Below are 12,505 nucleotides of genomic sequence, written 5' to 3'. Positions count from 1 at the left end.
CCTCGGGTCGAGAAGCATCAGAAGGAAACACCATGCGTCGTGTCGTCGTCACTGGCCTGGGCATCGTCTCCTCCATCGGTCACGGCGCCGAAGAGGTCACCCAGTCCCTGCGCGAAGCCCGTTCGGGCGTCGTCCATGCCCCCGATCACGCCAAATACGGCTTCCGCAGCCAGGTCTGGGCGCCGCCCAAGATCGGCCCGTGGGAGGAACTGGTGGACCGTCGCGCGGCCCGCTTCCTGGCCAACGGCACGGCCTGGGGGCACATCGCCTTCGAAGAGGCCCTGAAGTCGTCGGGCATGACGGCCGACGAGATCAAGGATGACCGCATCGGTCTGATCGTCGGCGAGGGCGGTCCCTCGACCCAGGTCATCCTGCAGGCCGCCGCCACCACGGTCGAGCGCGGCTCGCCCAAGCGGATCGGCCCGTTCGCGGTGCCCAAGGCCATGGCGTCCGGCCCCTCGGCGGTGCTGTCGACCTGGTTCCAGATGCGCGGCGTCAACTATTCGATCAGCTCGGCCTGCGCGACCTCCGCCCACTGCATCGGCGCCGGGGTCGAACAGATCCAGTGGGGCAAGCAGGACGTGGTCTTCGCCGGCGGCTGCGAGGACATCGACTGGTCCATGTCGAACATGTTCGACGCCATGGGCGCCATGTCCTCGGACTTCAACGACAATCCGTCGGTCGCCTCGCGCGCCTATGACGTCAACCGCGACGGCTTCGTCATCGCTGGCGGCGCCGGCATCGTGGTGCTGGAAGACTACGAGCGGGCCAAGGCGCGCGGCGCGACCATCTATGCCGAAGTCACCGGCTATGGCGCCAATTCCGACGGCCATGACATGGTCGCCCCCTCGGGCGAAGGCGCCCAGCGCTGCATGAAGATCGCGCTGGAGCAGGCCGGCAATCCCCGGATCGACTATCTGAACCCGCACGGCACCTCGACCCCGGTCGGCGATTCCAAGGAGATGGAGGCCGTGCGCGCCGTCTTCGGCGACCAGATGCCGATGATCTCCTCGACCAAGTCGCTGACGGGCCACTCGCTGGGCGCGGCGGGGGCGCAGGAAGCCATCTACTGCCTGCTGATGATGCAGAACGGCTTTGCGGCCGAGAGCGCCCACATCGAAAATCTCGATCCGGCCTTCGAGGGCATGCCGATCCTGCGCAAGCGGCACGAGGGCGAACTGACCCACGTCATGTCCAACAGCTTCGGCTTCGGCGGCACCAACGGCACGCTGATCCTGTCGAAGGTCTGATTCTCCACTGATGACCCGTCATCCCAGGGCTTGTCCCTGGGATCCAGACTCTCGGTGTTCGACGGCGGCGCACCCTGCTAACGCACCGGGAGTCTGGATCCTCGCCACAAGGGCGAGGATGACGAAACTTGCGCCGTGGGAACCCAATAGCTCCCTCTGTGCTCGATCATTCCCAACTTGGCTGTTTACACGAACGATTCTCGTCCTTAGAGAGCGTCGCCGTGACCCAACGCCTGACCAAAGCGATGACCTCGAAAACCACCTGCCTCGGCGGGGTGGTTTCGGGTGTGCGCAAGGTCTGAAGCGCCGAACCCCGATCCCAAGCCCCGCCGATGCGCGGGGCGGTCGATCCGGCTGAACCCCGCGCCTCCATCCTTCAAGGAGACGCCTGAATGTCCTTTTCCCCGTCCAATCCCCCCCATGTGGGCATCGTCGGCGCCACTGGCCTCGTCGGCGAGATGATGCGTGGCCTGCTGGCCGAGCGGAACTTCCCGCTGGCCTCGCTGCGCCTGTTCGCCTCGGCCCGGTCGGCCGGCAAGACCGTCCGTTTCGGCGAGACCGACATCGTGGTCGAGGATGCGGCGAGCGCGGACTACGCCGGGCTGGACATCGTCTTCTTCTCGGCCGGCGGCGACACGTCCAAGGCCCTGGCGCCCAAGGTGGCGGCGGCCGGGGCGGTGGTGATCGACAACTCCTCGGCCTGGCGCTCCGATCCGCAAGTGCCGCTGGTGGTCGCCGAGGTGAACCCCCACGCCCTGTCGAACCTGCCCAAGGGCATCATCGCCAACCCCAACTGCACCACCATGGCCGCTATGCCGGTGCTGAAGCCCCTGCACGATGCGGCGGGCCTGAAGCGTCTGACGGTCTCGACCTATCAGGCCGTTTCGGGCGGCGGGGTCGAGGGCATTCGCGTGCTGGAGGACCAGTCGCGTGCGGCCGTGGGGCAGGGCGCGGCCCTGGCCCGCGACGGCGGGGCCGTGGACTTCGGCGCGCCGGAGAAGTGGGTCGTGCCGATCGCCGCGAACGTGGTGGCCCTGAACTACACGCTCGGCGAGGACGGCTATACCGACGAGGAGCTGAAGCTGCGCGACGAGAGCCGCAAGATCCTGGAAATCCCCGGCCTGCCGGTGTCCGGCACCTGCGTGCGGGTGCCGGTCTTCACCGGCCACTCCCTGTCGATCAATGTCGAGTTCGAGCGGGCGCTGTCGGCGGCACAGGCGCTGGAGTTGCTGGCCCAGGCGCCGGGCGTGGTCGTCACCGCCGTGCCGAACCCGCTGGAAGCTGCGGGCCAGGACCCGGTCTTCGTCGGCCGGGTGCGTCCCGATCCGACGGTCGAGCACGGCCTGGCCCTGTTCGTCTCGAACGACAATCTGCGGAAGGGCGCGGCCCTGAACGCGGTGCAGATCGCCGAGGTTCTGGTTCAGCAGCGCGGCTGACCGGCCGGCAGGCGGGGTTCAGTCGTAGCGCACGCCGCTGAGATAGAGCCCCGCCGAGGGGGCGACGGGGCCGCATCGGGCGCGGTCTTTCGCCTCCAGCGCCGCCTTGACGTCATGGGCGGTCCAGCGGCCCAGACCCACCTCGACCAGGGTGCCGGTCATCGACCGGACCTGGCGGTGCAGGAAGCTGCGGGCCTGGAAGACCAGATGCACCTCCTCGCCGAAGCGGGAGACGCGGGCCACGTCCAGGGTCTTGATCGGCGACTTGGACTGGCAGCCCACGTCGCGGAAGGTGGTGAAGTCGTGCAGCCCGACCAGCACCTGGGCCGCCTGGTGCATGGCCTCGGCGTCCAGGGTCTTCTTGACGTGCCAGACGCGGTCCCGCTCCAAAACGGGTTGAGGCCGGCGGTTCAGGATCCGGTACAGGTAGCCGCGTCCGGTCGCAGAGAAGCGGGCGTGCCACTCCGGGTCGGGCGCGTATTCGGCCGACAGGACGCAGACGTCCTGTTTGATCAGATGGGCGTTGATGGCGTTCAGGACCGTATCGACCGGCCAGTCGCGCTCCAGATCGGCGTGGATGACCTGGGCCGTCGCATGGACGCCGGTGTCGGTGCGACCGGCGGCGGCGATGCGGATCCGCTCGCCCGAAAAGGCCAGGATGGCGGCTTCGATCGCGCCCTGGACCGTCGGCTGGTCCGCCTGGGCCTGGAAGCCGTTGTAGGCCGTGCCGTCGTATTCGATGGTCAGCTTGTAGCGCGGCATCAGCCGAGCACGGTCCCGGCCGGTAACGCAAAGCCGCGCAGCATCTCGTCGGCCGATTGCGCCGCCTTGCCCTCGCGCTGGACGCGGATCAAACGCACGGCGCCGGTCCCGCAGGCCACGGTCAGGGCGTCGTCCAGCGTCGCGCCGGGCGCGCCCGATCCGTCCGCCAAGGCCGACAGTAGGGCTTTCACGCGCACAGGCCCCGTCTCTGACGGCGCTTCGAACCAGGCGCCGGGGAAGGGCGACAGGCCGCGGATGTGGGCGTCCACCTCGGCGGCGGGGCGGGTCCAGTCGATGCGGGCTTCGGCGGGGGTGATCTTTTTGGCGTAGGTGGGCTCTCCGACCTGTTCCGACGGGGTGACGCTGCCGCGCTCGATGGCGGCCAGCGCGCGGGGCCACAGGCCGGCGCCGACATGGGACATGCGCTCGGACAGGATGGCGGCCGTGTCGTCGGCGCGGATGTCCATCAGTTCGGTCAGCAGGATGGGGCCTTCGTCCAGGCCGACGCCCATCTGCATGATCTGGACGCCGGTCTGGGCGTCGCCGGCCATGATGGCGCGCTGGATCGGCGCCGCGCCACGCCAACGGGGCAGCAGCGAGCCATGAAGGTTGAAACAGCCCAGGCGGGGCGCATCCAGAACCTCGGCCTTGAGGATCTGGCCGTAGGCGACGACGCAGGCGGCGTCGAGGTCCAGGCTCTGGAAGGCGGCGATGGCGTCCGGGCTCTTCATCGATTCGGGCGTGAAGACGGGCAGGCCCATGGTCTCGGCGAAGGCGTGAACCGGCGACGGCGTCAGCTTCTGGCCCCGGCCCTTGGGGCGCGGTGGCTGCGAATAGACGGCGACGATCTCGTGACCCGAGGCGATCAGCTCGGCCAGAGACGGCACGGCGAAGTCGGGAGTTCCCATGAAGGCAAGGCGCATGGGCACGCCTTTAGAGGTTTACTGCCAGCGGGTGAAGACGCCGCCGCCCTCATCCCATTCGCCGCCCGCGTCCAAGGCGTCGTCGAAGTCGAGCAGCTTGTCCAACAGCAGTCCCGCAACCACACCCAGCAGGGCCACGCCCGCCAGGGTCGCGACCCCGGCGACGCCGATCTTCTGGCTGCGGGTCAGGCGACGACGGCCCTCGGAATCGATGATCAGCGAGCGGCCACGGGGAATGGACGGCGCGATGCGGCGCGCGGCGCGTTCGATACGTTCGGGGCGGACGATCTTGGTCATCAGGCGGCGATCCTGTCGCGGGCGGCCTTCTTGACCTTGGTCACGGCGCGATCCCGCTTGAGACGCGACAGATGGTCGATGAAGAGCACGCCGTTAAGGTGGTCCATCTCGTGCTGGATGCAGACGGCGTAGAGGCCCTCGGCCTCTTCCTCCACCGACTGACCGTCACGGTTCAGATAGCGAATGCGGACGCGGGCCGGGCGTTCCACCTTGTCGAAATACTCGGGGATCGACAGGCAGCCCTCTTCGTAGGTGTAAAGCTCGTCCGAGGTCCACAGGATCTCCGGGTTGGCGAAGAAGCGCGGGTTCTTGCGTGCTTCGAACGCTTCGGGGGTGTCTTCTTCCTCGGTCTCGGGGATCGTGCCGTCACGATCGCCCAGGTCCATGACGATGACCCGGTCCAGGGCGCCGATCTGAACGGCGGCCAGACCGATGCCGGGCGCGTCGTACATGGTCTCCAGCATGTCGTCCATCAGGGCGCGGACGGCGTCGTCCACGGCCGCGACGGGCTTGGAAACCTGCTTCAGGATCGCCAGGTCGGCAGGGATGTCGATGGTGAGGATGCGTCGGATGGCCATGGCCGGGACGTAAGCCCGCCCCGGCGTCAGGTCAAGATTTGCGCCTATTCCTTGCCAGCCTCATTCCTTGCCGGGAAGCGCGCGCGGTTTGCGATGCTCGTCGATGGCGACATAGGTGAACACGCCCTGGGTCACGCAGACGGACGCGGCCTGGGGCTGGCCCCGCGCGCGCTTCCAGGCCTCGACGTGGACTCGGATGGAGGTGCGGCCCGAGCCGATGACATGGGCGTAGATGCTGACCTCGTCGCCGACCGAAACGGGCTGGTGAAAGACCATGCCGTCCAGCGCCACGGTGGCGCAGCGTCCGCAGGCCAGTTCGAACGCCGGCGTCGCGCCCGCCACGTCCATCTGCGCCAGCAGCCAGCCGCCGAAGATGTCGCCCTCGGGATTGGTGTCCGCCGGCATGGCGATGATGCGGCCGACGGGCTGGAACTCGGGCGGTTTTTCGGGGGCGTCGGACATAATGGAGCCTGCTGTTCGGGGAGGCGGGCTCTCTAGCGCGGCTTTTGCGGCTTGTCGCCTTTGAGAGATCTTGTTCGCGCCGGCACAGAGAGCGTGAGGCGGGAGGTTCGCACGGCCTGGGCGTCACGCAAGGCCCGCCAAGCGGCGCCCAGTTCTATGGCGGTGAGAAGGTGGGCCTGGGTCAGGGTTTCTCGCCGGGCGTTTCGCAACGCTGCGACATCGCCCAGAAGACGGGCGGCGGCGCGAAGGTCTTGGCGCTCCGAGCGGGCGCCCAGATCCTGAAGCCGCGCGAACCGCCAGCCCTGCTCCGGCGGGTATTCAAGCGCGAGCGCGAACCTTTCGGATGGCCCAAGGTCGGCGGACAGAAACGTCCAGTCCTCGCTATCGGGCTCGCGCCGGTAGTGACCGGGCTGCGTCGGCAGGCCGGCGCCGGCGTAGATGGCGAGCGCGCCGGCCTCGATCTCGTCCAGCGCCAGGCTGAGGGCGTCGGGCTCGTCGGGTTCGAGATCGGCGGGGCGCTCGAACGGGTCGACGTGGTCGTCAGCAGGCGCGGCGGCGGGCTTGCGTGAGAGCAGACCCGAAAGCAGCGCCCGCCGTCTGGCCATGACGTCAGTTGTTGAGCGTGCTGGTTACGGATACGTCATAGATGACGCGGGTGAAGCTCTGGACGACCTCGAAGAATTTGCGCACCTCTGCGGCGCCCGCCATCGGTACATAGATAACGTCTTCCGGCATGACTTGCATGTTGGTGGCGGCGAAGACGTTGGCGGCGTCGTTGAAGTCCAGTTCATAAACCACCGGCACGCCGCGCGGGGTGGCGGGCTGGTTGATGCCCAGGGCCTGGGCCACCTCGGGGCGTTCGAAGCGGAAGATCAGGACTCGACGGGCGTTGGCCGTATTTGCGTTCAGGCCGCCGACCTTGGACATGGCGCCGGTCAGGGTCATGGGGCCGGCCGGCATGTCGACCTGGGCCACGGCGTTCAGGCCGCCGAAGGTCGAGAAGCGGCGTGGTTTGTAGACTACGTTGACAATATCGCCGCGCTGCAGCCGAACGTTCTCTCCAAACTGTGTCGTGACAGCAGTCAGAGGCGCCGAGTAGGTTTCACTATCTCGTTGAACATTGATGATGAGATCGTCCGTAGCCCGCGCGGATCCGCCGGCCGCCGCCACAACGTCCAAAACGCGATTGCTTTCGACGCCCAACGGCACGCGTCCCGGCCGAACAACGTCTCCAAGGACGTTCACCGTGTTTGACGCGTTACCCGAGATCGTCACGAGCACTTGAGGATTGGCGACCTTGCCTCGGAGGGCCCGGCGGATTGCTTCTGCCGCTTGCGGGGGCGTCAAGCCTTGGACGCGAACCGATCCTGCGTAGGGGACTGAAACAGAACCGCTGCGATCAACCGACGCGGGCGGCAGGGCTTGAGCCCCACCCCCCAATTGCGCCCCACCGAACAGCGAGCCTGACGGATCGTAGATCGAAACAGCCAAGGTGTCGCCTTCGCCAATTATATCTGCGGGCAGGTCGCTGGAGCCGGCGGCGAGAGTGCCAAAAAATTGGGGGGGGACCTGCTTGATCCGCTCGGTGACTTCGTACGTGAGGGGCACGAGGGCGTAGCTGCCCAAGGCAGATGCGGTGGTGGCGCCGGCGTTGACCGAGGCGCCCGACGGTCCGTCGCGCGGCAATGTGGAGCAGCCGCCCAGGATGGCGATGATGGCAAGCGGCAGAATGGTGCGCGTCATGAAGCTGGATGGCCCTTGTTCGCGGATTGATTACAAGCCTTTGGGCGCGCTCGCCAGAGGCGAAGCAGCTTCCAGACCGATGGCGTCGGCGACGATGCGGAAATGCCTTGGCCAGTCGGGCGTCGAATAGGCGGATGTGGACTTCGGCGGCGCAAGCGTGGCGCGCTCGATGGCGATCAACCAGCCCAGGCCGTCAAGCGGATCGATAAGTTCGGCGCCTGGCGTCAGTTCGCGATGTGGTGCGATGTCAGATGCGATCAGCGAAAGGCCCATGGCGCACGCTTCGACCGCAGGCAGATCGAACCCTTCGACGCAAGAGGGCGCTAGTATTGCGCGAGCGCCGCGCATCAGCCGAGCCAGAACGGCGTCGGATAGGTTGGATGCCTGATGGACCACACCCTGCAGATTGGGCGAGCGTTGCAGATGATCCAGCACAGCCTCGTTTTCCCAACCGTACCGCCCAACCAGCACCAGCGAGGGCGTGCGGGCGCCCAAACGTTCTTCCAACCGCCGCCATAGCGTCAACAGCAATGCGAGGTTCTTGCGCGCCTCTATGGTGCCGACGTGGACGAAATAGGGCCGTGCCGCCGTGATCCCATCGCCCGCGACGAAGGCCGGCTCCAGGCCCAGGTGGGCGACATGAATGAATGGCTGTGGCAGATTTTCGCGCTGGGCGAAGGCCCGTAGCTCGTCGCCAGTATAGGCCGAGTTGACGATGATGCGGCTGGCGTGACGCAGGGTGTTGGTGACGCGAGCGTGATGTTTCTCACCGTCGCCGGGGCGACAGAATTCAGGGTGGGTTATGGGGATGAGGTCGTGGATCAGGACGACCCTTTCGATCCCTGCGGCCTCAAGCGCCTGAAGTGCCGTCGGCTCATGCAGGGTGGTGTGTCCGACGTTCAGATAGAGGTCGGCTTGTGGTAGGGGGGTGTGATGGCGAGAACGGAAGAATTGCTTCAGCACCCTGGCCTTGTCAGCGGGTTTTTCCTGCGCGGGCGCCGGCGGGGCGCCCAGCACTGAGGCGGCGGGCCTGGTCGCAGCCGTCAGCGCCGCCAGCATTCGTTGTTCGTGCGCCAAGTCGGCGGGTGCGCTGACCGCACCGTTCCACTTTGCTCTCAGATCGGCGACGAACCGCTGGAACCAGTCGATATCGACCGCAATGAGGCGGTTCTTGCGACCACGCACCGGAATGGTCGTCACGTTTGGCGAGGCCAGCAGCCATTCGGCATAGGCCAGACAGACCCGGTCCACGCCGGTCGGGGCGGAGCGATCGGCCCGGCTCATCAGCCGGCTGGCGTCATAGAGAATACGCATTTCAGGCGACGTAACCGGCCTGCATCAGTTCGGCGACATGGACGATGGCCGTGGGCTTTCCGTCCTCGATCACGAACAGGTTGGCGATCTTGTTGGCGGTCAGCAAGTCCACGACGTCGCTCATGCGGGCGTCGGGATCGACGGTGATCGGGTTGGCGCCCATGATGTCGGCCGCTGTCAGATGGGTGGTGTCGCGCTGGAAGGCGCGGCGAAGGTCGCCGTCGGTGACGATCCCGGCCAGGGTTCCGTCGTCGTTCAGCACGGCGACGGCGCCCTTGCGGCCCTCGGTGACGGCCGACACCACGTCTCCAAAGCTGGCGTTCAGCGGGACGCTGGCCGGAGCGGCGGCGTTGTCGCCCATCCATTCACGCACGCTCTGCAGGCTCATGCCCAAGGCGCCGCCCGGATGGTGCAGGCCGAAGTCCATCGCCGTGAACTCCCGACGATCCATCAGCACCATGGCCAGGGCATCGCCCAGGGCCAGGGCCATCAGGGTCGAGGTCGTCGGCGCCAGGCCGTTGGGACAGGCCTCCGCCACCTTGGGCATGGTCAGGCAGACGGCGGCGTTGCGGCCAAGGAAGCTGGCGGGGCGTTGGGTGATGGCGATGACGGGAATGCCGTTGCGCTGGCAATAGATCAGCGGATCGCGCAGTTCGCGGCTCTCGCCCGAGTTCGACAGCGCCAGCAGGGTCACGTCCGGGCGCAGCATGCCCAGGTCGCCGTGGCTCATTTCGGCCGGGTGGACGAAGAAGGCGTTGGTGCCGGTCGAGGCCAGGGTCGCGGCGATCTTGTTGCCGATATGGCCCGACTTGCCCATGCCGGTGACGACGACATAGCCCGGCCGGCTCATGATGACATCGACCGCGCGGGCGATGGAGACATCGATCGACCGCTCCAGCGCCTCCAGCGCCTCGATGTTCAGCCGGACGACCTCGCGCGCGCGATCTGTCATGGCGGCGATGTCTTCGGGGGTCGAGTGAGCGATCTCGGTCATGGTGTTCTGGCCCGCAACCGGGCTCTCCTTCTTCGAGGCGCGCGATCTGCCGTAATCCAACGCCGCGCGCAACGCGTCCTTTCAGACGACTTTGTCGGTTTCGGGTCAACCTTTGCCGCATTGGCGCGTTAGGGTGGTCGGGGAAGTCAAACAAAGAGTCTGATCGTCAATGCCGTCTCATGCCGGAGCCGCTTCGCTATTGCTCCCGACACCGCCTATCGTCGCCGACGGGATCGCCCTGTTTCTGGACATGGACGGGGTGCTGGCGCCGATGGCCCCGACGCCGGATGCGGTCGTGCCGACGGCGCGTCGGACAGCGGCGCTGAAGGCGGTCGAGGCGCGACTGTCGGGTCGGGTCGCCATCGTCAGCGGGCGCACCATCGCCGAGATCGACCGCATCTCCGACAATGCCCTGATGTCCGGTTCGGGCGTGCATGGTCTGGAGCGGAGGCTGAAGGACGGCTCGATCCAGCGCAAGACGGCGGACGCTGGGGTCGCCGAGGCCATGGAGGCCTTCGAGGCCTTCGCCGCCGACCGACCCGGCGTCATCGTCGAGGACAAGGGCGTATCGGTCGGCCTGCATTACCGCCAGGCGCCAGACGAGGCGGGCGCGGCCAAGGCGCTGGCTGCAGAGTTGCAATCCGAGACCGGCCTGACGCTTCAACCCGGCCATATGGTGCTGGAACTGAAGACGCCGGGAGCCGACAAGGGCACGGCTGTGACCGCCTTCATGCAGGAGGCGCCGTTCAAGGGCGCGGTTCCGGTGATGCTGGGCGACGACCTGACCGACGAATACGGGTTCGAGGCGGCGGCGGCCCTTGGCGGCTATGGCGTGCTGGTCGGGCCCGAGCGCGAGACGGCGGCGCGTTACCGCCTGGACGATGTCGACGCCGTACTGACCTGGCTTGAAGCCGTAGCGAAGGCCTGAACCGATGAAGCCCAATCTCGATCTTTTCCCCATCGGCAACTGCGGCGTCAGCGCCCTGATCGACCGTCAGGGCCGCTTCGTCTGGGCCTGCGCGCCACGTGTGGACGGCGACCCGGTGTTTTCCGCCCTGATGGACGGCGAGGAACCCGAGCACGGTTTCTGGGCCATCGAGATGGAGGGGATGACATCGATCGAGCAGGCCTATGTCCGCAATACCCCGGTGCTGCGCACGGTGATGACGGCCGAGGACGGTTCGAGCGCCGAGATCATCGACTTCGCTCCGCGCCATCCCAAACATTCGCGCACCTATCGCCCGCTGGCCTTCGCGCGGATGGTGCGGCCGCTGTCCGGCACGCCGCGCATTCGCGTGCGATTGAGGCCCTCGACGGACTGGGGGGCGCGCCCGGCGCCGCATACCTCCGGCTCCAACCACGTCCGCTATATGTGCGCCGACGTGACCTTCCGCCTGACGACGGATTGCCCGGTGTCGCACGTGCTGGAGGAACGGGTGTTCCGGCTGGAGCGGCCGCACGCCTTCTTCCTCGGCCCGGACGAAGGTTACGACCAGGATGTCGGTCACGGGGTCCAAGGCGCGCTGGACCGGACGGTGGCCTATTGGCAGGATTGGGTGCGCAAACTCTATCTGCCGCTGGACTATCAGGAGGCGGTGATCCGGGCGGCGATCACGCTCAAGCTTTGCGCCTATGAAGAGACCGGCGCCATTGTCGCGGCCATGACGACCTCGGTGCCCGAGTTCAAGGAAAGCGGGCGCAACTGGGACTATCGCTACTGCTGGATCCGCGACGCCTACTATACGGTGCGGGCGCTGAACCGGCTGGGCGCCGTGGACATCCTTGAGAACTACCTCGTCTATCTGAGGAATCTGGTCGACGATTCCGCCGGCGGTCACGTCCAGCCGGTCTATGGCGTGGGTCTGGAGCCGGGCATCGGCGAAAGCATCGTCGATTCCGTCGAGGGCTATCGCGGCATGAAGCCGGTGCGGATCGGCAATCAGGCGCACGAGCATCTGCAACATGACGTGTACGGACAGATTGTCCTGCCGCTGGTCCAGGCCTTCTATGACGCGCGCCTGCTGCGCCCCGGCACGCTCGAAGACTTCCGTGCGCTGGAGACCATCGGCGAACGGGCCTTCGCCATGCACGACAAGACCGACGCCGGCCTGTGGGAGTTCCGCACCATCGCGCGGGTCCACACCTATTCCTCCGTCATGTGCTGGGCCGCCTGCGACCGCCTGGCCAAGGCGGCGGACCATCTGGGCCTGCCGGATCGGGGCGAGTTCTGGCGCGAGCGGGCGCGGATCATCCGCGAGCGGATCGAGGCCGAAGCCTACCTGCCCGACGAAGGCCGGTTCGCCGCCAGCTTCGGCGGACGCGAGCTGGACGCCTCCCTGCTGCAGATGACCGATCTCGGCTTCCTGGAGGCGCACGATCCGCGTCAGGTCGCCACCTTCGACGCCATCGAGCGCGATCTGAAGAAGGGGCCGTTCCTGTTCCGCTACGTCGAGCCGGACGATTTCGGCGAGCCCGAGACGGCGTTCAACTTCTGCACCTTCTGGTTCATCGAGGCCCTGCACCAGAACGGCCGGATCGAGGAGGCGCGCACCATCTTCCAGGAAATGCTGGACCGCCGCACGGCCGCAGGCCTGTTGAGCGAGGACATCTCGATCGACGATGGCGAGCTGTGGGGCAACTATCCGCAGACCTATTCGCTTGTCGGGATCATCAATTGCGCCGTGCTGTTGAGCCGTTCGTGGACCGATGTGCGTTAATATCCGGACCCCGGGGCTGGGGTCGCCGT

Annotated in this window: 13 protein-coding genes; 4 read left to right on the top strand and 9 right to left on the bottom strand. The window is 67.0% G+C overall.

Features of this window, described 5'->3' with window-relative positions; translation table 11 throughout:
- The first annotated feature begins 32 nt into the window (after positions 1-32).
- Together fabB and EGY25_RS05255 are read left to right on the top strand one after the other, a co-directional pair.
- Complete coding sequence (gene fabB, locus EGY25_RS05260) at positions 33-1,250, top strand: beta-ketoacyl-ACP synthase I (protein WP_135193983.1); 1,218 nt, start codon at positions 33-35, stop codon at positions 1,248-1,250.
- Positions 1,251-1,642: 392 nt separating this feature from the next.
- A complete protein-coding gene (locus EGY25_RS05255) occupies positions 1,643-2,686 on the top strand; it encodes an aspartate-semialdehyde dehydrogenase (protein WP_135193982.1) in 1,044 nt (347 codons plus the stop codon).
- 18 nt (positions 2,687-2,704) lie between these two features.
- On the opposite strand, the gene truA is transcribed toward EGY25_RS05255, so the two are convergent.
- Genes truA through EGY25_RS05210 form a run of 9 tightly spaced genes read right to left on the bottom strand, consistent with a single transcriptional unit; the run spans position 2,705 to position 9,759 of the window.
- Complete coding sequence (gene truA / locus EGY25_RS05250; protein WP_135193981.1) at positions 2,705-3,448, bottom strand: tRNA pseudouridine(38-40) synthase TruA; 744 nt, start codon at positions 3,446-3,448, stop codon at positions 2,705-2,707.
- Positions 3,448-4,371, bottom strand: a complete 924-nt coding sequence (gene fmt / locus EGY25_RS05245; protein WP_135193980.1) for a methionyl-tRNA formyltransferase — start codon at positions 4,369-4,371, stop codon at positions 3,448-3,450. Before fmt ends, truA begins: the two co-directional genes overlap by 1 nt.
- A gap of 18 nt (positions 4,372-4,389) precedes the next feature.
- The gene (locus EGY25_RS05240; RefSeq protein ID WP_245159348.1) at positions 4,390-4,668 is read right to left on the bottom strand and encodes a hypothetical protein; all 279 of its coding nucleotides are present in this window, start codon (positions 4,666-4,668) and stop codon (positions 4,390-4,392) included.
- Positions 4,668-5,246 (bottom strand): peptide deformylase, encoded by a 579-nt coding sequence (gene def / locus EGY25_RS05235; protein ID WP_135193979.1) that lies wholly within the window; start codon positions 5,244-5,246, stop codon positions 4,668-4,670. The genes EGY25_RS05240 and def overlap by 1 nt, the downstream gene beginning before the upstream one ends.
- A gap of 60 nt (positions 5,247-5,306) precedes the next feature.
- Positions 5,307-5,708 carry an acyl-CoA thioesterase gene (locus EGY25_RS05230; protein ID WP_135193978.1) on the bottom strand — a complete coding sequence of 134 codons (402 nt, stop codon included), beginning with the start codon at positions 5,706-5,708 and terminating at the stop codon, positions 5,307-5,309.
- A 32-nt stretch (positions 5,709-5,740) separates the two neighbouring features.
- Entirely contained in the window at positions 5,741-6,313 is a 573-nt protein-coding gene (locus tag EGY25_RS05225; RefSeq protein WP_135193977.1) for a hypothetical protein, read from the bottom strand.
- Positions 6,314-6,317: 4 nt separating this feature from the next.
- The gene (locus EGY25_RS05220; protein ID WP_135193976.1) at positions 6,318-7,451 is read right to left on the bottom strand and encodes a polysaccharide biosynthesis/export family protein; all 1,134 of its coding nucleotides are present in this window, start codon (positions 7,449-7,451) and stop codon (positions 6,318-6,320) included.
- 30 nt (positions 7,452-7,481) lie between these two features.
- Positions 7,482-8,765 (bottom strand): glycosyltransferase family 4 protein, encoded by a 1,284-nt coding sequence (locus EGY25_RS05215; protein WP_135193975.1) that lies wholly within the window; start codon positions 8,763-8,765, stop codon positions 7,482-7,484.
- Position 8,766: 1 nt separating this feature from the next.
- Positions 8,767-9,759: a KpsF/GutQ family sugar-phosphate isomerase gene (locus EGY25_RS05210; protein ID WP_135193974.1), complete on the bottom strand. Its 993-nt coding sequence runs from the start codon at positions 9,757-9,759 to the stop codon at positions 8,767-8,769.
- Between the two features lie 199 nt (positions 9,760-9,958).
- On the opposite strand from EGY25_RS05210, the gene otsB reads away from it, so the two are divergent.
- A complete protein-coding gene (gene otsB / locus EGY25_RS05205) occupies positions 9,959-10,687 on the top strand; it encodes a trehalose-phosphatase (RefSeq protein WP_135193973.1) in 729 nt (242 codons plus the stop codon).
- Between the two features lie 4 nt (positions 10,688-10,691).
- On the top strand, positions 10,692-12,476 hold the full coding sequence (locus EGY25_RS05200; RefSeq protein WP_135193972.1) for a glycoside hydrolase family 15 protein: 1,785 nt from the start codon (positions 10,692-10,694) through the stop codon (positions 12,474-12,476).
- The last annotated feature ends 29 nt before the right edge of the window (positions 12,477-12,505 follow it).

Source organism: Brevundimonas intermedia (genome assembly GCF_004614235.1).
In the GTDB taxonomy this organism is placed as follows: Bacteria; Pseudomonadota; Alphaproteobacteria; order Caulobacterales; family Caulobacteraceae; genus Brevundimonas; species Brevundimonas intermedia_A.
Note: the sequence above shows the minus strand (reverse complement) of the source record. Positions and strands in the feature narration are given on the sequence as shown.